Raw genomic sequence first — 22651 nt, 5'->3', positions numbered from 1 at the left:
GGCGCAGGCTCAACCGACAGCGGTTGGGACGAGGATCCCTGCTCCAGCTGCGCGGCTGGGAAGATTTTGCGGGAGAAGGGCTGCTGCGCTGACCCGCCCGTGATCGGCGGCTTTGAGTCGATCCTATGCCCGGTGTGGGACACTGCTCTACGATAGCCGGCCCGCTTCCGACGCCTTGTCGGCGCTGGGTCGAATTAAAACGCTTTTGCTCGACCCGGCCAATTGCGGCAATTAAGCCGGCAGAACCACCGACAACAGCCTGATCTTGGATAATCTCTTCTGAGCCAGCCGGCGAGTGGCTTCCAAAGCCCCGCCCTCGAATGCTTCGGCAACGAATGCCAGCGTCAACATGTCGATGAGAAAATCATCGACGGCGGCCGAGATTATCTCAGAGCCGCGGCGATCGATTTCCGCCAACAGCAATCGCGCTTCTCTCGCCGCCGCTGAGGCATCCTCTGCGTGGACCAGCGCTTCAAGCCTGTCGAATATTTGCAACAGCATCCCCCCGTTGGCCGTGATCAACTCCGCCGGCCGCCGAAAGTTCCGCCGACTAAGCTGCGACAGGAGGGGCGTAGGCCATAAAGGGCGATTCCGTCAGTTTCAACACTAGAGCTCGCCTGGCGCGTGAATCGGACAGTCGCCACACGAACATCATGCGGTGGAACTTATAACGGAGAGCAAATGGGCGGTCCTCGTGACTTAAAATCATCTGCCGCAGCGCACGCCGCGCGGCTAGCCGGATAATTGAAACCTGCAGTTCACGAAGCTTGCCGTCGCGCCGGAACAGCACGAAGCAAGCGGCCCGACAGTTCCGCGTTGGGGTGCGTTGGGTTGAACCGCCGGGCCTAGCCGACTCGGTAGGGTAAAGGTCGGCTAAAAAAAGAGGCTAAATTAGCATCCTCGCATTGATATAGATTTTTATGCCTTTCCACCGATTTCGCTGACTGTTGCTCCCGAGCTACAGCCCCTTGGCCGAGACTGCATTAGGAAGAGCTTTGTGCGGGGCTCCTGGGTTCCGGCGGACCATCCGGGAAAGGGGCGCACAAGCAGTTTGAGGGAAGATTGCCCGTCGGCTTCGGTCGGCGGGTTTTTCTTACCCCGAACCTGAACCCGGAAAAGCAGTGGGTTCTGCGTGAAGAGGAAGTCATGGCCGTGTGGCTGAAGAGCAACCTGGCCGCAGGTTGCGGAACAGTCCTGACGCGGGCGGATACCGACAGCGCGAAACGGTGACCGAGGAGAGACTCGCGGTCAATGACAGTCGGCAGTCCCCGTCAGCTAGGCTCGCGGTCAGGTCTTCCCCGCATAGGTGCACTGCTTTAAGCCCGCTCCGAATTTGGACCCGGGCGGCCTGAGCTCACGGAGACGGGAACATTCCTGGTTCCTAAACATTAGGATCGCTCCATCCTGGAGCGCCCGTGTCGATTCCAAAAATCCAACTTGGCCTGCTCGACCCGAGCCGGATAAGGCTGGCGCTAGCATTTGTCATGCTGCTCGCCATAACCCCCTCGGCGCTTCCCGAGCCGCAGACGATGGTGATCGGTTACGTAGGCGAACAGCGCAAGCCGCCTCCACCCCTCGGGCCATTGGACGAGGTCGTCACCGATGACGGCCTTCAAGGCGCCCGCCTCGGCATCGCTGACGATGCCAGCACCGGCCGCTTCCTCGGTCAGCAATTCCGACTGCAACAAGTCATCCTGGCGCCCGGCAAGACGCCGGCCGAAGCCGTCAAGGAATTCGCGGCAGCGGGTGTCAGCTTCGTCGTCGCCGATCTCGATGCCGACCTGTTGCTCAAGGCGAGCGACGCTCCGGGCGCCGAGCGGATGGTTTTGTTCAATAGCAGGGCACCCGACGACCGGCTCCGTCAGGAGGATTGCCGCAAGAACGTGCTTCACACCATTCCGAGCCGTGCGATGCTCGCTGACGGGCTGGCCCAATATCTGGTCTGGAAGCGCTGGCGGCATTGGTTCCTGCTGGCCGGGCCGCGTCCCGAGGACCAGGCGATGGCGGTTGCCTTCCGGCGCGCTGTGGCGCGCTTCGGGGCGGAGATCACCATCGATCAGCCCTGGACGTTCCGGCCCGCCAACGGGCGTGCCGATACCGGCCATGTCACGCTGCAGACCGAAATCCCCGCCGCCACCCAAGTCAGTGATTATGATGTGCTCGTGGTTGCCGACGAGGCCGATGAATTCGGCGCCTATCTGGAAGGGCGCACCGCCCTTCCGAGGCCGGTTGCCGGTACGCAAGGGCTGATCGCCACCGGCTGGAGCGCGGTCAATGAGGAGTGGGGCGCCACGCAGCTCCAGGATCGTTTCCACAAGCAGGCCGGACGCTGGATGCTGCCCGGCGACTACGCCGCCTGGCTAGCCGTCAGAAGCATTGGCGAGGCGGCAACGCGGCTGCACAGCCTCGATCCGACCGCGATCGCAAAGTATCTGCGCAGCGACGATTTCCTGCTCGCCGGCTTCAAGGGGCAAGGGCTGAGTTTCCGTCCGTGGGACGGGCAGATGCGCCAACCCATTCTGATCGCGGGCCCCCGGCTGCTTGTTTCCAGTTCGCCACAACCGGGCTTTCTGCATCAGCGCACGCCGCTCGATACTCTGGGCATCGATCTGGAGGAGAGCACATGCAAATTCTGATCGCGCTCGTGCTTGTGCTGGTCCTTGTCGTTCCAGCGGCGGCCGAGACGATTTACGTCTCCAACGAACAGGACAACACCGTCGCGGTCGTCGACGGGGCGACCATGATATTGCAGGCCGCGATCGATGTCGGCCGGCGCCCGCGCGGAATGGCGCTTTCGGTCGACAACAAGACGCTGTTCGTTGCCGAAGGCGACGACAACCGCATCGACGTGGTCGATCTCGCCAAGAGGCAGGTCGTCGGTCAACTGCCTTCGGGCGCCGATCCGGAATTCTTTGTCGTGCATCCGGACGGCAAGCGGCTCTTCGTTGCCAATGAGAACGATAACCTGGTCTCGGTGGTGGATATAGCTGGCGCCAAAATCATCGGCACGGTCGACGTCGGTGTCGAGCCGGAGGGGATGGCGGTTACCGCCGATGGCCGAATCGTTGCCTGCACGTCGGAGACGACAAGCATGGTCCATCTCATCGACGCCGGCACGCTAGAACTCATCGACAACCTTCTCGTCGACACGCGGCCGCGCGCCGCGGCGTTCTCGCCGGACGGCAAGCAATTATGGGTGTCGTCCGAAATCCGAGGCACCGTCACGGTCTTCGACACTGCGACACGCGCTCAAATGGGCAAGATCGAGTTCGAGGTGCCGGGAATCCGGCCTGACGGTGTGCAAGCGGTCGGCATCGAGATGTCACGCGACGGCGCGACTGCCTATGTCGCCCTCGGCCCGGCTAACAGGATTGCCGAGGTCGACACGAAGACATTCACCGTCAAGCGCCTCTATCTTGTCGGCCAGCGGCCCTGGCATGTCGCGCGCTCTGACGACCAGAAACAACTGATCAGCGCCAACGGCAACTCCGGCGACATCTCCTTCATCGACCTGGAGAACCAGGAGGTGGTGAAGTCGCTGCCGGTTGGGCGCGGTCCATGGGGAGTTGTGATCGGCCCATGAACGCCCTGGCGGTCGAGAATTTGTGCCACAGTTTCGGAACCCGGCAGGTTCTCCAGAATGTCTCGTTAACAGTGGCGCAAGGCAGAATGTGTATCCTGCTCGGCCGCAACGGCGCCGGTAAGACGACATTGTTCTCGCTGATTACCGGTCTCTATTACGCGCGCACAGGGCTGGTCCGTGTCTTCGATATAGCGATGGAGGCGAACCCATCCGCCGCCCTCGCGCAAATGGGCGTCGTTTTCCAGCTGCCGACGCTCGATCTCGATCTGACGGCGGGCGAGAACCTGCGCTATCACGCCGCGCTGCACGGACTTCCCACGGAACTGAGCAAGGCGCGCTCAAGGGAGGAATTGAGCCGCCTCGAAGTGCTCGACAGGATCGACGATCCGACCCGAGCGCTATCCGGCGGCCAGCGCCGGCGCGTGGAGATCGCACGGGCGCTGATGCACGGCCCGCGCCTGATGCTGCTTGACGAGCCGACCACCGGGCTTGACGTGCCGGGACGGCGCGCGCTCGAGCGCTATGTGAGGGCGCTTTGCCGCGAGCGCGGCATTGCCGTACTGTGGGCGACGCATTTCCTCGAAGAAGTGGCGGCCGACGATGACGTCGTGGTGCTGGATCGGGGTAGGGTGTGCTGGGCTGGCTCTGCGGATCGCATCGCGCCCGACCTCGGCGTAGGAAGCATCGCTGAGGCATTCGCCTTGCTGACGGGTTCGCCATGAAGATGCGTCACGCATTGAGGGCGCTCGACGGTATCTTGCGGCGGGAAATGCTGCGGTCGCTGCGGCAGCGCGCGCGCCTGTTCTCCGCGATAGTGAGGCCGCTGGTGTGGCTGGCGATTTTCGCGGCTGGGTTTCGCTCCGTTCTCGGCCTGTCGATCACGCCGCCCTACCAGACCTATGTTCTCTACGAGGTCTATGTGGTGCCTGGGCTGGCGGCTATGATGCTGCTGTTCCATGCTATGGCGAGCTCGTTGGCCATGGTCTATGACCGCGAGATGGGCAGCATGCGCCTGCTGCTGACGGCGCCGCTGCCGCGCTGGTATCTGCTCGCCGCGCGCCTGCTGGCCAGCGTGATTGTCGGACTGCCGCTGGTCTATCTGTTTCTTTTCGTGGCGCGATTCTGGGACGTGCGGCCGCCGATCCTGGGCTATGTCGCCGTGTTCCCGGCGCTCGTGCTGTCGGGCTTGATGCTCGGCGCGTTCGGCCTATTGGTGTCCTCGATGTCCACTCAGATGGAAAACTTCGCCGGCGTAATGAACTTCGTGATCTTCCCGATGTTCTTCGCCTCGACGGCGCTCTATCCGATCTGGCGCCTCGCTGAAGCCGGTCCGGTGCTGGCGACGATCGCTGCGTGGAATCCATTCAGCTCGGCGGTCGAATTGATCCGCTTCGCGCTCTACCTGCGGTTCCACATGGTTTCCATGCTGGTTGTTGTCGCCTGTCTCGTGGCTTTCTTCCTGGCGGCGGTGGCCGGCTACGATCCCGGCCGCGGCCTATGGGCCCGGCGTGGCGGCGAGGGCTGATTATCTAAGGGCATAGAGATAGGCCGCGATATCGCGCGCTTGCTGCTCGGTGATCTTCGTCGAAGGCATGGCTGTGCGCGGGTTGATTTCCCTTGCCGAACGGATCCAGCGGATCAGGTTGTCCGGATTGTTCGCCAGCACGCCGCCGATATAGACGCGACCGGCGAGGCTGCCGTCGAGGCGCGGCCCGACCTGACCCTGCGCCCCGGGCACGCCAGGAATCGTGTGGCAGCCGGAACAGCCATTCGTGGTCATGATCGGAATGGCGCGCGCGCCCACGCCGCCGGTCGCCACATCCGACTCATGCCGAACGCGCTCGCGCCGGTCGATCCACAAGGTTGCCGCGATCGCGATGGCCAGAAGCACGACCCCGACGATGACACCGCCGAGCAGCCTAGCCAGATCGGAGCGCATGCGTCGCCTCCCTGGTTCCGCTGTGGCTTATCCAGAGGCCGGCGAGCAGCAGGGCGGCACCACCGTAGATCAGCCCAGCGGGAACCCACATCACGAGCCCGGCCAATTGCTGGTCCTCGATCGGGCTCAGGCCCCAAAGCGCCGCGCCGGAGGCATTCTCCGGATACCAGAGTTTGGGCGATACCAGCAGTAGGACGCCGAGCAGGCCGGTATGCAGCGAGGTGAAGAAAAGATGCATGACAGAGCTGCCGTAAGTTTGCTGTCGACCAGAACGCGGCAGAAGCGCCCACCAGAACAGCAAGGCAGTGCCGAGGAAGCTCGCATGTTGCGCATAATGCAGCACGCCCTGCTGCAGCGCTGCCTCGAACAGCGCCGGAATATGCCAGATCCAGATCGCTATCCCATGAAGGATTGTCGCGCTGAGCGGGCGAGCGGCGAACGCCCAGACCGCCTGCAGCAACTTGCCATGGGTGAGTTTTCCCGTCCCGCGGCGAAGTGTGGCCGGCAACGCCCACATCAAGACCGCGCCGGGGAAGGCGGCGACAAGAAGCGGCGCCGCCACGGCCATCAGCAGCTCATGCTCGATCATATGGGCTGAGAACAAACGCTCGCCGAGCGCATGGATCGGGCTGACCAGCGCTGCCGTCAGCACGCCCCAGCCGGCCGCGAATAACAGAGCTTGGCGAAGCCGCTCGGGCCGGCCTCGGCCGCTGCGCCGCCAAAGCCGGCTTGCACCGATCCCATACATGAGCGCGATACCTGCCAAGGGAAAAGTGATGGGGAACGCTAACGTCCATCCGGCCTCGGGCGCGCCGGCGCCGTAGCAGATCGAGGTCGAGAAGAACGCGTCGAGGCTCATCGCAGACACTCGTCGAGGATGAGTGCGGCGCTGCCCTGCATGATGATGACGAGGGCAAACAGCAGTGCCGCGAGCATGCCGAGGTCGGCGACGAAACGCTCGGTGCTGCGCGTGCGCTCCGGTTTGAAGGCGGCGCCGCCTTGCCGCTTCGCCCGCCATGACAGCGCGCCGCCGAGCAGCGAAAATATTGCGAGCAACAGCGCCACCGGGAGCACCAGCTGTACCTGGCGATTGCACTGCCAATGCACAAGCGCGTAGTTCAGCTGGGTAGAGATTGCCCAGGCCAAAGGCCCCGACAACAAACCACCCCAGGACGTGCCTAGCCGCAGCGCGCGCATCTCAGCCCAACCTCGGTAGCCAATAGATGAGCAGGTAGATCGGGATCCAGGTGAGGACCACGAAGTCCCAGTAGAAAACATTGTCGCCGACATCGCCGTAGCGCCGGCCACTATAGCCATGGTGCGTAAACATCAGCACCGTCAGAACGATCGTGTCGCCGACATCGGTGATCAGATGCGTGGTGTGCAGACCGAGCAGCACCCAGACCATCGAGCCGTAAGCATTCGTGTCCCAGTAGATGTTCAGCGCCGGAAACTCGAACCAGCGCACGATGAGCGGCGCGATACCGAGCAGCGACATCACCACCATGCCGATCCGCACCGGCCCCATTGCGCATTGCTTGGCATAGCGGTTGAGCATGTGGTTCGGCACCAGGCTGACCACGAGAAGCAGCGTCACGATCGTTCCCGGCCAATGGTTGGGCTCCGGTGCGCTCAGACGCCAGTTGGGCCACAACGTCGCCAGATAGAGATAGGCGCCGGCGGCCAGTGCAAAGCCCGTGCCTTCCAACGCCATGAAGCCTAGCGTGCCCCACCAGGTCGGGCTGCGCGGGCCATGTCCAAAGGTCGGCAGGCCGGAAAGATCGACGGCGGGACGCTGGCTCATTCTTCGTCCTCCGGATCGCCTTTCGGCCAGAACCAGCCGATCAAGGTGATGGCGATCGGCGCGGCGCCCCAGACGATCGCCCAGGGCGTGAAGATCGAGTAGAGGAAGGTGCCGCCGACAGCGATGGCCGCCAGCAGCGGCCAGATCGACGGTGTCGCCGATTTCTCGCGGATGTCGGGATGGGCTTCCGCCACGGTTGAGACGAGCAGTTCGCGCACGTCGACGCGAAGCCCGGTCGCGACGGGAAGCGCCTCGCGTTCGGCCCAGAGCGGCTCGACATTCGTCACCAGCGGAATACGCGCGAAGTTATAGCTGGGCGGCGGCGAGGACGTGGCCCATTCAAGCGTGCCGGCATCCCAGGGGTTGTCTCCGGCCGGCGTGCCCTTCAAGGCGCCATGCACGAGGTTGAACGCGAACAGCACAAAGCTCAGGAAGAAGAGCACCGCACCACCGGTGATGAAGAGGTTGATGTTCCCCCAGCCAAGCTCGGCCGGATAAGTGTAGATCCTGCGCGGCATGCCCCACAGGCCGACGATGTGCATGGGGAAGAAAGCCGCGTTGAAGCCGATCATCGCCAACCAGAAGTGCCAGCGCCCGAGGCGCTCGCTCATCATGCGGCCGGTGATTTTGGGAAACCAGAAATAGGCGGCTCCGAGCAGCGGGAAGACCGAGCCGCCTATCAGCACGTAATGGAAGTGCGCGACGACGAAATAGGTGTCGTGCACCTGCAGGTCGAGAGGCACGGAGGCGAGCATGACACCGGTGAGGCCGCCGATGACGAAGATGAAGAAGAAGCCGAAGACGAACAGCAGCGGCGTGCGGATCACCGGTCTGCTGTCCCAGAGAGTCGCCAGCCAGCAGAAGATCTGAACGCCGTTGGGGATCGCGATCATCATACTCGAGGCGGTGAAGAAGCTGGCGCCGAGCTTCGGCAGCCCGGTTGCGAACATGTGGTGGACCCAGAGGCCGAACGACAGAAAACCGACGGCGATCAACGACAGGACCAAACCGAGGTGGCCGAACATCGGGCGCCGGGCGAAAGCGGGAATGATGGCGGAGACCATGCCTGTCGCCGGCAGGAAGATGATATAGACTTCGGGATGGCCGAAGAACCAAAATAGGTGCTGGAACAGCAACGCGTCGCCACCCTCCGCCGGGTTGAAGATATGCGTGCCGACGAGCCGATCGAGGATCAGAAATGTGGAGGTAACCATTACCGCCGGCATAGCGAAGACGACGACGAAGGACGTGACCAGGAGCGCCCAGACATAGAGCGGGATCTTGTCCAGCGACATGCCGGGTGAGCGCTGCTTGAACACGGTGACGATGGTCGCGACGGCGACCGCGAGCGACGAGACCTCGGTATAGGTGATCATCTGCGCCCACACGTCGGCGCGCTTGCCAGGACTGTATTCCGGTCCCGACAGCGGCACATAGGCGAACCAGCCGACATCCGGCGCCATCGAGAGGGCGAAAGATATCCAGGCGAAGAGACCTCCTGAGACATAGATCCAGTAGCTGAAGGCATTGAGGCGCGGGAAGGCGATGTTGCGGGTGCCGACCATCAACGGCACCAGATAGATGCCTGTCGCCTGGACGATGGGCACGGCGAACAGAAACATCATGGTGACGCCATGCATCGTGAACAGCTGGTTGTAGAGATCCGGGCCGATCAGGCCGCGTTGCGGGCCCGAGAGCTGGATGCGCATGGCGACGGCGTTGAGCCCACCCAGACAGAGGAACAGGAAGGCGGTGATCAGGTAGCGGCGTGCGATGACCTTATGGTCGACGCTCGACAGCGCGCCGATGATGCCGGGGGGCGTGCGCCAAGTCCGCGCCAGCCAGCGGTGCAGGCTGGCGTCGTCCATACCGGTGTCGCGCGGCCCGTCACGCTCGGGCGCGATGTCGCCTCTGGGCGTCGCCTCACGTTCCCTCGGCAGGTCGCGTTCGCTGGTCAGGTCCGCGCTGCTCATTTCAGCCCCTCAAGATAGGCGACGATCGCGTTGAGCTCGTCGCCAGTAAGTTGGACCACCGGCATGTGAGAGCCGGGCTTCACGCCTTGCGGATCGGCTATCCAGGCAGCGAGATTGCCGCGGCTCATCCTCAATGTTCCGGCCGCGAGCGTCTGCCGGCTCGCAACATGGGTGAGATCGGGCGCGACCGTCCCCCCCGCGGGCGTGCCGCCGATCTTGTGACACATGACGCAGGGGCGTTTCAGGAAGAGGATCTCGCCGGCCTTGGCCTCATCGCTCATTGGCTCAGCGGCCGGCTGCAACTGATCGTTCCACCAGGCGTCGAATTTTGCGCGCGGCTCGGCGATGATGAAGGTGCTCATGTTGGCGTGCTGCGCGCCGCAGAACTCGGCGCATTGGCCTCGGTAGACGCCGGGTTTGTCGGCCTTGATGTCGAGCACATTCATACGGCCGGGAATAAGGTCGAGCTTGCCGGAAAGGCTCGGGACCCAGAAGGAGTGGATGACGTCGGTCGAGGTGAGAAGAAGCCGCACCGGCTCGCCGGCCGGAATATGGATTTCGTTCGCGGTGGTCAGGATACGGCTCGGCGTGGCGTCCTCGTAGCGCACCTCCCACCACCATTGATGGCCAGTGACGCGGATGGTCAGGGCGGCATCCGAGCCGATCGCGGCAAGGGTCCTGTTGGCGAAGAAGCTAAGGAGCGTGAGGCCGACCAGGATCACGGCGGTCAGCCCGACGGCGGTCATCACCACGCGCAGCTTGCGACTGTCGGCGCCGGCGTCGAGCACGAGCGGCTCAGCGCGCACCCGCGATCGCATCATCAATGGTATGGCCAGGGCGATCATCACCAGCACCCACACCACTGCGCATAGCCCGGTGAAGAACCAGATCAGCCATGCGAGCTCGCTCGCCGCGGGACCTTTCGGGTCGAGAGCCGATTGCCAGCCCGCGCATCCCTGAAGAAACAGGGCGATTGCCGTGGCGAACGCAATCGAGGCGAGGCGTTTCACGGTGACTTCCCCAGCGTGGCGGCATCCGGCATGCGGTTTTCCGACGGGTGCGCCATCATGTCGTCATTGCGCGACGGCGCGGCGGAGGAGGGCGCATTGCCGCTCAACGAGCGAACGAAGGCCGCGAGTTCCCAAATCTGGTCGTCGGGGATCTTGTCGCGGAAGCTCGGCATGCCGTTCGGACGACCGTCGCGGATCGTGGCGTGGATGCTTTCCATCGAGCTGCCATAGATCCACTTTTCGTCCATCAGAGCCGGGCCCATGCCGCCACCGCCATTGGCATGGCACCCCGAGCAGTTGAACCAGCCGAAAAGGCGCTTGCCTTCGCTCAGATGAAAGGCATTGGCCTCGAAGCTTGCGGCCTTGTTGTCTGTGGGGGAGGGCCGCTGGCCGCCGGGTTCCAGAGTTGTCACCGGCGTCGGCTGCTCACCGGAGCCGAGCGCCGATTGCGGGCGTGTGTCCCGCTCCTCGCGCTGGCAGGCCGCCAGCGCTAAGATCGCCAGGAGAAGCATGGCGGCGGTCGGTCTCATCGCACCGGGCTCCCGGCCATGTCGAGACGCGGCACGCCATATTGCGTCAGAATCGCGTCGATTTCCGCCTTGTGCCTGGCGAGCGCGCTGTTCACCTCGCTACAGAGCGCATCGTCCTCGCGCCGAACGCCCATAGAGATGTCGTATATCAGCGGCAATTGCGGCCCGTCGATGCGAGGCGTAACCGGTGTGATCCGCAGCGGCACCTCCTGTTTCTGGGCGAAGTAGCCGGCGAGCGGACCCCAGACCACCGCAAGGTCAATCTCGCCGCTCGCCACCGCTTCGATGATGCGCGCCGGAGGATTGGGAGCGGAGTAATCGCCATAGACGGGGTAGCCGATGAGATGCCCGACGATGCCGCGGCGGCCAAGGGCCTGCACGGGAGGCGAGTTCGCGCCGTCGTCGCCGATGAGCTGGACGCCGATGCGCAAGGCGCGCAGCCGCGGATCGTTGAAGGAGGTCACGTCCGGGGTGCTCTGGCGGGTCACGAAGACATAGGATGAGCGGTAGTAAGGCCTGGTGGTGCGCAGCATTTCGAGATTGGCCGGCGTGCCGGGCACAAGATCGCACAGGCCCGCCTTCAGCGTGTTGCGCACGAAGCCGCGGCGCTGCGCCCACCAGGTGTAGGTCAGCTTGGCGCCGAGATCGCCGGCGATGATTTCGGCGATCCTGTTCTCGAAGCCCTGACCGGCCGCATTGGAAAATGGAAGGTTGTTCGGGTCGGCACAGACCCTGAGCTCACGAGCGCCGGCTGTCGCCGGCAGGAGCAGGAAGGCAAGCGCGGTGATGCCGAGCGCGATGCGCGGGAACAGCTTCCGTGCGACGCTGTGGATCAAGCCGAATACATCAGGGCAGACGAAACACATAGAGCGTGCCTCCCGCCGTGGTCGCATTCTTCAGGTCCTTCATCGCATTGACGAAACCGAGCGCGGCGGTGGCGTCGCGCGGGTCGAGGTCGCCCGAGACGATGGCGCCGGCCCAGCCCCCGACGCCAGACAACACAGCCACATATTGGTGGCCGTCCGGGCCGCGATAGGTGATGGGTTGACCAATGATGCCTGAGGACGTCTTGAACTGCCAAAGCAGGTCGCCGGTCTTGGCGCTCACGGCTTTGAACCAGCCTTCCATCGTTCCATAGAAGACCACGTCGCCGGCGGTTACGACCGCGCCGCTCCAGACCGGAAAGTTCTCCTTGAGGCTCCAGGCGGGTTTCTCGGCCGCGATATCCCAGGCGGTGAAGGCGCCGCGGTTACCGCCGGGCCCGGGGATCATGCGCACGTTCATCCCGACATAGGGCGTGCCGGCGATGTAGTTCACCTCGACCCCTTCTTCGTCCATGCACAGGTTGTTGTGCGGGATGTAGAGCAGGCCTGTCTTCGGCGAGAAGGCCGAAGGCTGCCAGTCCTTGAGGCCGGACGCGGTAGGGCAGATGTCGCGGACGACCTTGCCGGTACCGGTCAGCTTGTCCGGGTTTTCGATCAGGCGGCCGGTTTTGAGGTCGACACCCTTGCTGGAGTTGACGGGGCCATAAGGTTTTGCAGACAGGACCTCGCCGGTGGTGCGATCAAGGACGTAGAGATAGCCGTTGCGTTCCGGCCGGACCAGCACCTTGCGTGGCGTGCCCTGCCAGTTCATGTCGAGCAGGACCTGCTCGTTGATGCCGTCATAATCGTGCAGGTCGTGCGGGGTCCACTGGTAGAACCATTTCGCCGCCCCGGTATCAGGATCGCGGGCAAAGATGCCTGATGTCCATTTGTTGTCGCCGGGCCGCAGATCGGGATTCCAGGGGCCGGGATTGCCGGTGCCGTGGAAGATCAGGTTGAGGTCCGGATCGTAGGAAATCCAGCCCCACATGTTGCCGCCGCCGATCTTCCAGGCTTCCGGCGGCCATGTCGTGACGCCGAGGTCCTTGCCCTTGTCCATGTCGTAATGCGGTTTGAAGTCGGGCCCGATCAGCACGTCCTTGTCGGGTCCGGTATTGTAAGCCGTCCACACGACATGACCGTCGCCGGCGTCGAGCGCCTTGACCCAGCCGCGAACGCCCATCTCGCCGCCGGAATTGCCGACCAGCACTTTGCCTTTCAACACAAGCGGCGCCATGGTGATGGTCTCGCCGATATTGATGTTGCCGATATGGGCGTTCCAGATCGGCTGGCCGCTGTTCGCATCGAGCGCGATGGTATGGCCGTCAAGCGTGTTGAAGAAGATGCGCCCGTCCGCGAAAGCCGCGCCGCGGTTGACGACGTCGCAGCAGGCAACCCCTTGCGCGGCGGGTTCAGGATTGGGCTCGTATTTCCATTTGATCGGCGCGCCGGGCTTGGACAGGTCGAGCGCGTAGACGATGTTGGGAAACGGCGTCACGAGATACATCGTGTTCCCGATGACCAGCGGCGCCGCTTCCTGGCCCTTGTTCACTCCGGTCGAGAAGGTGAAGGCGACCCGCAGGTTCTTGACGTTGCCTTCGTTGATTTCCGCGAGCTCGCTATAGCGGGTCGAGGCGTAGTTCTTGGCCGGCATCGTCCATTGCCCGTCATCGGGCGGCGCGGCCGCGGCAGGCGGAGAGATCGCTGGGGACGGCGGAGTTTCCGAAGCGGCTGTCAGCAAGGGGATGCAGACCAGCAGCATCGCTGTACCAACGCCAAGATGTTTTCGGGATACCGCTGGACGATCGATACGCGCCAAGTCAATGCAGGATGCTGCAGGTTGCGTTGCTTGCCTCATTTTGGCGCCGCGCCTCCGACTCCGGCGCCGAGTTCCGCCGCAATGTCTGCCTCGTGCCCGGCACAAAGCGGATGACCCCAGCCGGAGGCGCTTTTCCCGCCGGGATCGAGATCATAGATGATGGCATCCTTGCGGTTGGGATTGACGCCCGCCGGAACCTTGTCGAGGCCGAGGGCTGTCCGAACGCGCCAGGCGACATTGTGGTCGGCGCAGGAGGAATCGCCGCTCACGCCGAGCGCCCCGACGATTGTTTTGCCGTCATACAGAGCCAAGCCTCCGCCGAACACGATGACGCCTCCGATAGGCTTGCCTATCAGCGGGTCATTGGCGCTGCCAAACGTCTTAGGGTCGCCGGCGTAAGCCGCTGCCTCGTTGACGGGGTTGGTAGCCTGCAGGCCGAACAGAGGACCACCCGGCTGCACTCCGGCATAGAGATTGGCTGTCGAAAGCGCCATGCTCGCCAGGCTGAGCCCATTGGCCGTGTTGGCCTTCTCAGCCGCGATCAGCCGGCTGCCGGGCCACTGCGCATCAGCGGTTGGCCCACTGAAGGCGACCGCGCAGACGGTACCGTCGCGGTTGACGATCGCGGCCCATTCATTGGTCTCGAAGCCGCCATTCGCGGGACCGCCGCTCGCCTTCACATTGGCCTTCAAGGCCGAGAGCAGCTTGTCGTGATCGGCTGGACAGGGCGCTTGGGCGCGAGCCGCACTCTGCATCAAGCCAAACGCCAAGACCAGAAGGCCCAGAGCTACCAACGAAAACCGACGATGAGCCATGATCCGGAAACGTTTGAAAACATTTGAGAACGTTTGTTGATGTTACCGAACTGGCAATCGTCTGCTTTGTTCCTCGTTCATGAAAAGATTGGTAGCCGACCAAGTCAGCGGGTGTGGAAGGACGCCAAGCAGCGGATTCAATCTGATCACCGGCCGCATCAAATGCGTCGGCGACAGGTCGGATCATGGCCTCGGCATTTTTTGCGACGGCAGCAGGATTGCTAAGCTATCTTGCCGGTCTGAGAGGCGAATTTCCCGAACTGCTCCTCATCCCGATCGGGGATGAGCCGCGGCTACATTTCGCTGTTGCCGATTATCCCAGCCTCGCCAGCACTAAGATTGGTGACCGGAACACGAACCGGTGTTTGCAATCGAAGGACAGGTTTGCCTGGCCGAAAAGCACGATGCCGGCGGCCTGGAATGCCTAGCGCATGGCAAGCAGCTTTCTGGCGAGGGGAGACGCCCACCACGCTCAAATTCCGAATACTCGCCTCGCTCAAATCGCACTTGGCCCCAGCCGGACCCGAGGCCGGTTCAACAAGGCTCTAGCCGCCGCTACCTGCTCTGGCGTCAGGCGAGCCACCGAACATCTCCACTGCTTTTTGATCCTGCTTCGAACTGGAAGCTCGCAAACATGTTCCATGCCGAAAAAACGGGAAGGTCATATGCAACTCGGACTGTTGCCCCTTGGAACAACGATGTTGGCGCATCGTTTGGTGGCAATGGAACAGCTTCGTTCAGATTTAGCGTCAATGGCGCAGCCGGGCTATTGGATCGCCCTCGGACTTCTCCTTATCCCTTATGGAGTGGGTGTATTTTTCCTGGTGAGGATTTGCCACTGTATGTGATTGCGCGTGTGGTGCGGTCCAGGGGTCGCGTTCGCATCTGTCGGTCGGCCAAATCGCAATTTCAGAGGTTGGGGCTGATACGGGAAGCTTCGCAGGTTTGACTCTCGAAAAAAGCAATAGATCAATGCACTTGCTACATCCTCCGCACCTGCCAAAAGCACCATTTAAGGTTTTGCTGCACGTTTACGAGACAGCCCACAATGTGGACTCGAGCCCTCTTTCCGACCACAAAAAATACCCCACGCCCAGCGATTGATCTCAGAATCGCCAAAGGCAACGGTGGATTGAGATCGGGCAAGTAGGCCGGCAACAGCAGCAGCCTGGCTGCGATTCCGCCGCTTTATGGCAAGTGAGGCGCGTCCCCATCGATCACGAGACGCTCGTGCTCCAAGAAAGCGTGCCAGACCACCTGCCGCGCGTCCCGTTCATCCACCATCTGGCCGCACCGGGGACAGCGGTAGAAATACTCACTTTCGTGCTCGCGAACCTTCCCGTAGAGATGAGGTTCGAATGGGCCGAGCTCCGAGAGCTTCGTCATGTCGCCTTGTCCACCAAGGGCGTCTTCCGCTTCGGCGGCATATAGCGCGTGACAAGCCTGAGCGTGTCGGCTTTCACGGTTACTGGAATACCCAGGTTGACTGTGACCTTGCCGGCTTCCTCGTCGACGTAGGTGACATCTCCAATAAGCTCGATTTCCTGGCCCTGCTTCACCTTAGACGTTCGGTCCAGGATTGAATGCGGCTGACCATAGGAGGGAATCGACACGCTCACTCGGTCCTCTGTGACCCGTCTGTGCACCTTGGCCGTGATGGCGACCTCATCGCCAATGTTGAAAGAGCCCTTCGCCATGTCATGAGTCTGGGGCGGGGAGCGCATTATTCAAGCGCTTGCTAATGGAACATCAACGCAGGGCGAGGGTGATCAAGCAGTCGGCGCGCGGGCTGGGCTGCTTCCATCCGCGCGCCGCGTCGGGTTGGGTGTAATCGCAACCAAGCCCACGGCCGTCAGCTTGCAAAGTGACCGGCGCCCGTTGCCTGTTGGGGTTGGAATCCCGGCGCCGGCCCGGCGAATCGGAAGCTTCGCCGCAAGATCAGAGATACGCGGCCGGGTTGCCTTCAAGGAACAGAAAAGGGAACAGTGCACAGGCTAATTTTAGGGACGCCACATCTTTTTTTAATGACGGCGCGCGCCCCAGGCACAGCAGATGGGCGAACTCAACCAATTTTCCTCCAATGCCAAAGATTCTTGCAAATCTGAGCGACAGCGATCTCCGCCGCCTGATCAGCTACTTTGTGCGCATTTTGGAGCGGAGCGATTTGGCTGACGAGCAACGCAAGCTGGTCGAACGGCGGTATGCCATTTGCATATCTGAAGCCCTTCGCCGTGGCCGCGAGCGGATTCAGAAGACGCCTTAGACTTCGGCCGCTTCGCGCCATCGCCCAAGGAGCTGAAAAAGGAAAAAGCGCAGTGGCCGAGCCTGGCCTGATCGGCGAGGTCGAAACGCTGCAGGCGAAGGAGAAGCTGCGTCACGCTCGCTGAAACGCTTCTGAAAGACCCAGCTCAATGACTCCAGCTTCGCAACTTCATGGAACAAAATCTCCCTCGGCGGGTAAGGTCTCCATGTCAACGGGTCGTTGTCTATGCGGGTCAGTGCGCTACGAAATCGCGGGTGTGCTTGCACAGCCTATAGCCTGTCACTGCACCCAATGCGCCCGCACCAGCGGCAACTTCGCGGCTATGGCGGCCTGTCGTTCGGAGGATCTTGAACTGCTAGCGTCGTCTACCCTCAGTTGGTACCGCTCGTCAGAAAACGTCGAGCGCGGCTTCTGCTCGCGTTGCGGCGGTAATCTATTCTGGAAGGCGGCTCCGGGCATTCAAACCTTCGTCGCTGCCGGAACCCTTGACCGACCGACAGGCCTGCGCCTCGCCAAGCATATTTTCGTGGGTTCGAAATCCGATTTTTATGATCTAACCGATGGCCTACCGCAGGAGCAGGATGGCTAGGCTCAGCCGGCAGACGCTCGATGGGGGTCACAGACGATCGTCGCCGACGTTGATGCTGCTATAAAGCTAGTCTGGAGCGAGCAGCGGTTTAATCAAGCAATCGCTAACCGACGTTCGATCAGCCACTAAGTTGGGTGAATGCCGCGTGGATTCTTAAGGCTTTGGCTGGTGTCTAAATCAATCGGCGACGCTCCGGGCCCACCATTATCGTTATTTGCCGATAGACTACGAGGCAGTTCGCCCAACTTGATTGACGAAGCTGATACAGCCCCTCGACGACCGCATCTGTCTTCTCGGGAACGGCAGCGTTACGCTTGAAGGTTGCAGCAACCCAGCGGTGACGACTGAGCGGGCTGCGATGCTGCGTCCCGGAGGACGGTGAACATTTTTCCCTTGAAATGGTTTGGAGTGCCTTGGGGAAAATATTGGAAAACCACTTTGGACAATACCGGATTAACGGTCAGGACGAGCGGTGACGCGGAGCGGACACCGCCCGCCCGGGCCGTGGCGCTGCAGTGGGTCACGACGGCCGGCTCATATTTCGCTACCGAGGACGGCGATCCATGGATCCCGATCGGGCAGAATGATGCGATAAGCTGGCCCGAACTCAACGGGCTGTTCCGGCGCAGGAACATAGCCGGGGTGGAGGCACATCTTTGCCGGCTTAAGGAAAGCGGCGTCACCTGCCTCAGGCTGATGCTGGAATATGCTCAGGTACGTCACCGCTATTTCGAGCGGCCGCTGGGTCGCTTCGTTCCGGCCATGGTGCGGCTGTGGGACGACCTTTTTCGTCTCTGCGAGAAACACGGTTTGAGGATATTGCTCACCCCGTTCGATACGTTCTGGCAGTGGCGGCACTGGCGTCATCACCCCTATAATCAAGGCAAAGGAGGCGTGCTGGATCACCCCTCCCGGTTCCTGGTCTGCAGAGCCACGCGACGCGCCATCAAGGCAAGGCTGGAATTCGCGGTACGCAGATGGGGAGGCAGCGGCGCACTCTTTGCTTGGGACCTCTGGAACGAGATCCACCCCGAGCAGGCTGAGGGCAGGGCTGACGATTTCGGCGACTTCATCCACGACCTCAGTGATTTCGTTCGCCGGTTGGAAGTTTCGCTCTACGGCCGCTCCCACCCGAAAACGGTTTCGCTCTTCGGACCGGAGCTTCGCTGGCGGGCGCACATGCCGCTACGCGACCCAATCTTCCGACATCCAGATCTCGATTTTGCCTCCCTCCACATCTACGAGGAGGGCACGATCGACGATCCCCGCGACACGGTCGCCCCGGCTCTTGGCATGGGGCGGATGGTCGGCGAAGCCTTGGCCGAAATCCGCGACGGACGCCCTTTCCTCGACACCGAACATGGCCCAATCCATTCCTTCAAGGACAAGAAGATCACACTGCCCGAGCCCTTCGATGATGAGTATTTCCGCCATATGCAATGGGCGCACCTGGCTGCCGGTGGTGCCGGCGGCGGCATGCGCTGGCCAAACCGCAAGCCGCATGTGCTCACACCCGGCATGCGGCGGGCGCAGCGCTCGATGGCCGGTTTCCTGCCCCTAATCGACTGGCGCCGGTTCCGGCGTGTCCATCTCGGCGGCCGGGCCCGGGTTTCGCGGCCCGATGTCGCGGCGGTGGCCTGCGGCGACGATGCCCAGGCAGTGGCCTGGCTGGTGCGGCGCGCAACGATCGGGCCCAACGGCATGCTGCGGGCCGACGCGCAACCCGAGCCCGTCACAATCGACCTGCCCTGGATGGCTCCCGGTAGCTACCGCATAGTCGGCTGGGCTACTGGGGCCGGCAGGCAAACGGCGGAATGGCAGGCGCAATCCGACGGCTGGTTGAAGCTGGAGGTGCCGCCGTTCGCCACCGATCTCGCCCTCGCAATTCGTCGATGCTGAGAGGACCGAAGCCAAGCCGCTCTCCACTTGGCCTGCTGGATGTCAGCTCTGAGGCTTCTCGCGAGCCTGACCGGAGTATCTGGCGATCCTCTGATCTCTCACGGCTGAGCGGGGGAACACTCCATCCACCTCCGGGTTCGGGAGTTGTCGCCATGTACCGCCCGCGGGAGCGAACTCAGTTTCGGCAATGTGTGAGGACCCGATCGTTCCACTCGCAAAAGCCATCCGAGAGCGCAATGCGATGCTTTTGTCGGAGCTGGTGTTTCGATGAGCGTGAGACTCCCTTCATGAGAGAAGCTGATCGAGGGCATGGCGAGCGAACTCGGCCTGGAAGCCTAAGGAGCGCGATCGCTTCCAGACGTTGGCGGAATATTACCGGATCAAGCATGGCAGCATCGGACCGCTGTGCAACTGGATGGACAGACATTGGGAGAACCGCAATTCCTGTGCGGGTCGACATCGGCTTTGGCGACGCCGTTACGTCGGTGGCGCAGGAACTGGAGTTTCCATCGCTTCTTTCAGCCGAAGGCCCGCGCCCGAGAGCCGATCCGATCGGCGTTTGGGAGCTGATGTTCTTAGCGCGCACGGCCAGAAGACCTTCCAGCATATGGAGATGCTGATCTCCGCCGCCATGATCTAACCAGTGGTGGTCAGGCTTTGACGTTGCGCCAAGATGACCGGCTCGGCAGGTTCATGCTGCAAGCATTGCTTGCGCTTCGGCCCAGAGCCGACGCGTGAACTCCCCGGCGGGATCAGAGCGGGACAATCGGCCTGCTTGGCCAGCCCACGCCTGGAGCCGGTCAACCGAAGTATCCCTGTTTGCTTCCCTGCGCATCGGCGCGGTCAGGCCCCTTTGTACGGGATATGGTGCGGGAGGCGGGGCGTCGGGACCGGTCGCCGCGATGACATAGCGCGTTGCGATGCTGCGGCCCGGCCTTCCGCTCAAAACGCGGCTGACGAGGGTTCCTTCCGGCGCCGACTGCCCGATGGCATCCGCCCAAGCCGGATGGATTTCTGCTTCCGGGCAGCGCAGATATCCCGTTCCGATCTGCACCGCGCTGGCTCCGAGCGCCAGAGCCGCCACAATTCCGCGTGCGTCGGCAACGCCGCCTGTCGCAATCACCGGAACGTGGACCGCGTCAACAACAATTGGCAACAACGCAAAAAGGCCAACCAGCTCCCGCTCCGCATTCTCCGGGTTGAACGCCGCCCTGTGTCCTCCTGCTTCCATGCCCTGGACGACAATAGCGTCGGCGCCGGCTGCCTCTGCCTCCAGAGCTTCGCTCAATGTTGACACGACAGCGAACCAAGAGATCCCATGCTGCCTGAGCCTCTCCACGTACACGCGCGGAAAGAGTCCCATAACTGATGACACGATCGGCGGCCTCGCCACAATGAGGGCGTCGCATTGTGCCTCGAAATCGGGTGGTACCGCATCGCCTGCCGCCGCTGGCACATCTGGTCCCCACTGAGCCAGGAACTCGCGAACCTCTTCCTCCCTTCTCGCGTCGCGCGCCGGCGCGGGATCGGGAACCCAGAGATTGAGCTGAAACGGTCCGTCGGTCATGGATCGGAAGGTGCTCACCCAAGATCCGATCTCGCCGGGCTGCATGAGCAACGCTCCCAAAGCGCCAAGCCCACCAGCTTGTGCCACCGCTGCTGACAATCGGGGAGCCGGAACACCGGCCATCGGTGCCAGAAGCAAGGGGATCTCGAGGCCGTGTTGCTCGCAGAATTCTCGCGAGCGCAAACAAGAAACCATTACGGACTTTCTCTTAGATTGCCAAGCGCCCGACTTCATCTCGTCACGGGCCATCTTGCCCACCAAGACCTCGGACGGGCCGGCCCAGATGTGCGCAGTTTTTGCGAAAATCTGGCAACCGGAGTCTCCTTCGCGCTTCGCTACCGAATGAGGATGTCAGGCCGCGTAACCCCTCGCAAAGGAGTGATTTTCAGGGACTGGGAGCAATATTCAACACGCTCTCCTGCCCCCATTTTCGCGGTTCAGAAAATGCGCTCAAGGCTCCGCGGCGATCAGGTGACTTTATTGCCCTTGCGCGCAGCCGGTCCGGGACGCCGTTCGCCCTTCGGTCGCCGGGGCCAAACGCGACGCGCATACTTGTCGGCCGCGGTCGGGATTGCGTTGCGCTGAACCCCCAACCTCAGCAGCGTGAAGTCGCTGAGTTTGCTCAACTCCACCTGAGCCTTGCGTCGCAGGGCGTTCCGCACCAACGAACTCGCCAGCACTGCGATCGAGCGAAGCCAGTGCATCAGCGAGCAAGCCGAAGCGAGCCCTCGTGGCGGTTGTCCTGCACTCCGTTGAAGTAGACCATCGGCAAGATCTCGCAGCGTTTGGACCGCCGGTCGAGCAACGATCCTTCGCCCGGCACGACCGCAAACGCGATCTCGGCGTTCCGCCGGCAACCATGGCAGTACCGTGACCCGTCAACAAACGAGTCTCTTTCTGGGCCGAGGAAGAAAGTTCAGCCCACTCTGTCAGCCGTATGTTCGCTGCTGTCGCCCCCATCATGACTGGGAAGATGATCGAGGGGCCGTCTGGATTGGTTGGCCGACGCGATTGAGTGCCTAGGCGAGAGAATGACGGCGGCCACGCCGATGACGATGAGCGCCATCCCAGTCAGGCGGGTTAGGTTGAAGGTTTCTCCCAGGAAGATCCAGGCGGAGAGAGCGCCAAAGACAGGTACAAGCAACGCAAAAGGCGCCGTTGCTGCGGCGCCGTATTGCTTGATCAATTGACCCCAGCCGGCAAAACATGCGGTCGTGGCGACAAAACCAAGGAAGAAAACCGCCCCGATCCCTTGCCAGGCCGGATGTCGCAACGCGGGCAGGATCGCGTCCTGGCCCTCATAGCGCACAGAAAGGAACAGCAAGGGCAGGGGTGGCACCAGGCACAGCCATGTCACCAAGGCGAGCATATCGACCTTGCCCGAACGACGCACGAGGATGTTGCCGAAGGCCCAACTCGTAGCGCCGGCGGCGATGCAAGCCAGACCGGCGATCGTTATGTCGTGTGCAGCGTCGGTCACGGTCCAGCCAATGACCGCGAGTCCGCCGAATGCTACAGAGATTCCGGCGATCTGCCAGGGCAGGATGTGCTCGCCGAGCAATCCCGCCAGAAGCACGGTGAGGATAACCTGCGTCTGCATGAGCACCGAGGCCAGACCCGCCGGCATCCCGACCTGCATCCCGACGAAGAGGAACGCGAACTGCCCTGTGAACCAGATCATCCCGACCAGGACCAGCCAGCGCCAGGGCAGCGGGGGTCGGGAGACGATGACGATCGCGGTCGCCGCCACGCTGAAACGGAGCGCCGCGAGCAGAAGTGGTGGAAAACTCTGCAGCCCTATTCGGATGATGATGAAATTGAAGCCCCAGACGGCAGCGATCAGGACTCCGAGCACCTTGTCACGAAGCGCCATTTGCTCACCTCCATCTTACCTATGCCGGGCGTGGCCATAACCGATCTCCCGCGCGCATAGCCAGTACACCCCGTGCGACGCCGCGCGTCGCCGCTGGGTTTGCGCGCATTACCTACGCAGAGGC

23 protein-coding genes are annotated in these 22651 nt (G+C 62.5%); 8 read left to right on the top strand and 15 right to left on the bottom strand.

Features of this window, described 5'->3' with window-relative positions:
• Positions 1-231 precede the first annotated feature (231 nt).
• Positions 232-495, bottom strand: coding sequence for a hypothetical protein (locus ACVMIM_RS27645; RefSeq protein ID WP_476115763.1), 264 nt, complete (start codon positions 493-495; stop codon positions 232-234).
• A gap of 567 nt (positions 496-1062) precedes the next feature.
• Between ACVMIM_RS27645 and ACVMIM_RS27640 the strand changes: the two genes are divergently transcribed.
• The 5 genes from ACVMIM_RS27640 to ACVMIM_RS27620 all read left to right on the top strand — a co-directional run bounded on the left by ACVMIM_RS27640 (position 1063) and on the right by ACVMIM_RS27620 (position 5108).
• Positions 1063-1230: a hypothetical protein gene (locus tag ACVMIM_RS27640; protein WP_476115761.1), complete on the top strand. Its 168-nt coding sequence runs from the start codon at positions 1063-1065 to the stop codon at positions 1228-1230.
• Positions 1231-1583: 353 nt separating this feature from the next.
• A complete protein-coding gene (locus ACVMIM_RS27635; protein WP_476115760.1) occupies positions 1584-2636 on the top strand; it encodes an ABC transporter substrate-binding protein in 1053 nt (350 codons plus the stop codon).
• A complete protein-coding gene (locus ACVMIM_RS27630) occupies positions 2624-3583 on the top strand; it encodes a PQQ-dependent catabolism-associated beta-propeller protein (RefSeq protein WP_476115758.1) in 960 nt (319 codons plus the stop codon). The genes ACVMIM_RS27635 and ACVMIM_RS27630 overlap by 13 nt, the downstream gene beginning before the upstream one ends.
• Positions 3580-4305, top strand: a complete 726-nt coding sequence (locus ACVMIM_RS27625) for an ATP-binding cassette domain-containing protein (RefSeq protein WP_476115757.1) — start codon at positions 3580-3582, stop codon at positions 4303-4305. The genes ACVMIM_RS27630 and ACVMIM_RS27625 overlap by 4 nt, the downstream gene beginning before the upstream one ends.
• Complete coding sequence (locus ACVMIM_RS27620) at positions 4302-5108, top strand: ABC transporter permease (protein WP_476115755.1); 807 nt, start codon at positions 4302-4304, stop codon at positions 5106-5108. Before ACVMIM_RS27625 ends, ACVMIM_RS27620 begins: the two co-directional genes overlap by 4 nt.
• On the opposite strand, the gene ACVMIM_RS27615 is transcribed toward ACVMIM_RS27620, so the two are convergent.
• From ACVMIM_RS27615 to ACVMIM_RS27570, 10 genes are all read right to left on the bottom strand, one after another.
• Positions 5109-5522, bottom strand: a complete 414-nt coding sequence (locus ACVMIM_RS27615) for a c-type cytochrome (RefSeq protein WP_476115754.1) — start codon at positions 5520-5522, stop codon at positions 5109-5111.
• Positions 5503-6381, bottom strand: a complete 879-nt coding sequence (locus ACVMIM_RS27610; RefSeq protein WP_476115752.1) for a cytochrome c oxidase assembly protein — start codon at positions 6379-6381, stop codon at positions 5503-5505. Before ACVMIM_RS27610 ends, ACVMIM_RS27615 begins: the two co-directional genes overlap by 20 nt.
• Positions 6378-6719, bottom strand: coding sequence for a hypothetical protein (locus tag ACVMIM_RS27605; protein ID WP_278050323.1), 342 nt, complete (start codon positions 6717-6719; stop codon positions 6378-6380). Before ACVMIM_RS27605 ends, ACVMIM_RS27610 begins: the two co-directional genes overlap by 4 nt.
• Before the next feature lies 1 nt (position 6720).
• Entirely contained in the window at positions 6721-7326 is a 606-nt protein-coding gene (locus ACVMIM_RS27600; RefSeq protein WP_278050324.1) for a cytochrome c oxidase subunit 3, read from the bottom strand.
• Positions 7323-9299, bottom strand: a complete 1977-nt coding sequence (gene ctaD, locus ACVMIM_RS27595; RefSeq protein WP_476115750.1) for a cytochrome c oxidase subunit I — start codon at positions 9297-9299, stop codon at positions 7323-7325. The genes ACVMIM_RS27600 and ctaD overlap by 4 nt, the downstream gene beginning before the upstream one ends.
• Positions 9296-10309, bottom strand: coding sequence for a cytochrome c oxidase subunit II (gene coxB / locus ACVMIM_RS27590; protein WP_476115749.1), 1014 nt, complete (start codon positions 10307-10309; stop codon positions 9296-9298). The genes ctaD and coxB overlap by 4 nt, the downstream gene beginning before the upstream one ends.
• The gene (locus ACVMIM_RS27585) at positions 10306-10839 is read right to left on the bottom strand and encodes a c-type cytochrome (RefSeq protein ID WP_278050327.1); all 534 of its coding nucleotides are present in this window, start codon (positions 10837-10839) and stop codon (positions 10306-10308) included. The genes coxB and ACVMIM_RS27585 overlap by 4 nt, the downstream gene beginning before the upstream one ends.
• Positions 10836-11705, bottom strand: a complete 870-nt coding sequence (locus tag ACVMIM_RS27580) for a substrate-binding domain-containing protein (RefSeq protein WP_476115747.1) — start codon at positions 11703-11705, stop codon at positions 10836-10838. Before ACVMIM_RS27580 ends, ACVMIM_RS27585 begins: the two co-directional genes overlap by 4 nt.
• On the bottom strand, positions 11686-13464 hold the full coding sequence (locus ACVMIM_RS27575; protein ID WP_476115745.1) for a methanol/ethanol family PQQ-dependent dehydrogenase: 1779 nt from the start codon (positions 13462-13464) through the stop codon (positions 11686-11688). The genes ACVMIM_RS27580 and ACVMIM_RS27575 overlap by 20 nt, the downstream gene beginning before the upstream one ends.
• 92 nt (positions 13465-13556) lie before the next feature.
• Positions 13557-14276: a heme-binding protein gene (locus tag ACVMIM_RS27570; RefSeq protein WP_476115743.1), complete on the bottom strand. Its 720-nt coding sequence runs from the start codon at positions 14274-14276 to the stop codon at positions 13557-13559.
• Positions 14277-14521: 245 nt separating this feature from the next.
• Here ACVMIM_RS27570 and ACVMIM_RS27565 point away from each other — a divergent pair, with 245 nt between their 5' ends.
• On the top strand, positions 14522-14764 hold the full coding sequence (locus tag ACVMIM_RS27565) for a hypothetical protein (RefSeq protein ID WP_476115741.1): 243 nt from the start codon (positions 14522-14524) through the stop codon (positions 14762-14764).
• A 954-nt stretch (positions 14765-15718) separates the two neighbouring features.
• Here the strand turns inward: ACVMIM_RS27565 and ACVMIM_RS27560 are convergent.
• A complete protein-coding gene (locus ACVMIM_RS27560) occupies positions 15719-16033 on the bottom strand; it encodes a hypothetical protein (protein WP_476115740.1) in 315 nt (104 codons plus the stop codon).
• 241 nt (positions 16034-16274) lie between these two features.
• Positions 16275-16406 carry a hypothetical protein gene (locus ACVMIM_RS27555; RefSeq protein WP_476115739.1) on the bottom strand — a complete coding sequence of 44 codons (132 nt, stop codon included), beginning with the start codon at positions 16404-16406 and terminating at the stop codon, positions 16275-16277.
• A 341-nt stretch (positions 16407-16747) separates the two neighbouring features.
• Between ACVMIM_RS27555 and ACVMIM_RS27550 the strand changes: the two genes are divergently transcribed.
• On the top strand, positions 16748-17188 hold the full coding sequence (locus tag ACVMIM_RS27550) for a GFA family protein (protein ID WP_476115737.1): 441 nt from the start codon (positions 16748-16750) through the stop codon (positions 17186-17188).
• Positions 17189-17626: 438 nt separating this feature from the next.
• Entirely contained in the window at positions 17627-19087 is a 1461-nt protein-coding gene (locus tag ACVMIM_RS27545; RefSeq protein WP_476115735.1) for a glycoside hydrolase 5 family protein, read from the top strand.
• 691 nt (positions 19088-19778) lie between these two features.
• On the opposite strand, the gene ACVMIM_RS27540 is transcribed toward ACVMIM_RS27545, so the two are convergent.
• The gene (locus tag ACVMIM_RS27540; protein ID WP_476117389.1) at positions 19779-20849 is read right to left on the bottom strand and encodes an NAD(P)H-dependent flavin oxidoreductase; all 1071 of its coding nucleotides are present in this window, start codon (positions 20847-20849) and stop codon (positions 19779-19781) included.
• A 721-nt stretch (positions 20850-21570) separates the two neighbouring features.
• A complete protein-coding gene (locus tag ACVMIM_RS27535) occupies positions 21571-22527 on the bottom strand; it encodes an EamA family transporter (protein WP_476115734.1) in 957 nt (318 codons plus the stop codon).
• Between the last annotated feature and the right edge of the window lie 124 nt (positions 22528-22651).

It is taken from the genome of Mesorhizobium sp. USDA 4413 (assembly GCF_056280365.1).
This window is presented reverse-complemented; position numbering and strand designations above follow the sequence as displayed.

What these genes read in the sequence shown, in the direction of transcription:
- ACVMIM_RS27630 (WP_476115758.1), top strand. Translation starts at nt 2,624, where the DNA reads ATGCAAATTCTGATCGCGCTCGTGCTTGTGCTGGTCCTTGTCGTTCCA.
- ACVMIM_RS27625 (WP_476115757.1), top strand. Translation starts at nt 3,580, where the DNA reads ATGAACGCCCTGGCGGTCGAGAATTTGTGCCACAGTTTCGGAACCCGG.
- ACVMIM_RS27620 (WP_476115755.1), top strand. Translation starts at nt 4,302, where the DNA reads ATGAAGATGCGTCACGCATTGAGGGCGCTCGACGGTATCTTGCGGCGG.
- ACVMIM_RS27615 (WP_476115754.1), bottom strand. Translation starts at nt 5,522, where the DNA reads ATGCGCTCCGATCTGGCTAGGCTGCTCGGCGGTGTCATCGTCGGGGTC.
- ACVMIM_RS27610 (WP_476115752.1), bottom strand. Translation starts at nt 6,381, where the DNA reads ATGAGCCTCGACGCGTTCTTCTCGACCTCGATCTGCTACGGCGCCGGC.
- ACVMIM_RS27605 (WP_278050323.1), bottom strand. Translation starts at nt 6,719, where the DNA reads ATGCGCGCGCTGCGGCTAGGCACGTCCTGGGGTGGTTTGTTGTCGGGG.
- ACVMIM_RS27600 (WP_278050324.1), bottom strand. Translation starts at nt 7,326, where the DNA reads ATGAGCCAGCGTCCCGCCGTCGATCTTTCCGGCCTGCCGACCTTTGGA.
- ctaD (WP_476115750.1), bottom strand. Translation starts at nt 9,299, where the DNA reads ATGAGCAGCGCGGACCTGACCAGCGAACGCGACCTGCCGAGGGAACGT.
- ACVMIM_RS27585 (WP_278050327.1), bottom strand. Translation starts at nt 10,839, where the DNA reads ATGAGACCGACCGCCGCCATGCTTCTCCTGGCGATCTTAGCGCTGGCG.
- ACVMIM_RS27580 (WP_476115747.1), bottom strand. Translation starts at nt 11,705, where the DNA reads ATGTGTTTCGTCTGCCCTGATGTATTCGGCTTGATCCACAGCGTCGCA.
- ACVMIM_RS27575 (WP_476115745.1), bottom strand. Translation starts at nt 13,464, where the DNA reads ATGCTGCTGGTCTGCATCCCCTTGCTGACAGCCGCTTCGGAAACTCCG.
- ACVMIM_RS27570 (WP_476115743.1), bottom strand. Translation starts at nt 14,276, where the DNA reads ATGCAGAGTGCGGCTCGCGCCCAAGCGCCCTGTCCAGCCGATCACGAC.
- ACVMIM_RS27565 (WP_476115741.1), top strand. Translation starts at nt 14,522, where the DNA reads ATGGCCTCGGCATTTTTTGCGACGGCAGCAGGATTGCTAAGCTATCTT.
- ACVMIM_RS27560 (WP_476115740.1), bottom strand. Translation starts at nt 16,033, where the DNA reads ATGGCGAAGGGCTCTTTCAACATTGGCGATGAGGTCGCCATCACGGCC.
- ACVMIM_RS27550 (WP_476115737.1), top strand. Translation starts at nt 16,748, where the DNA reads ATGACTCCAGCTTCGCAACTTCATGGAACAAAATCTCCCTCGGCGGGT.
- ACVMIM_RS27540 (WP_476117389.1), bottom strand. Translation starts at nt 20,849, where the DNA reads ATGGTTTCTTGTTTGCGCTCGCGAGAATTCTGCGAGCAACACGGCCTC.
- ACVMIM_RS27535 (WP_476115734.1), bottom strand. Translation starts at nt 22,527, where the DNA reads ATGGCGCTTCGTGACAAGGTGCTCGGAGTCCTGATCGCTGCCGTCTGG.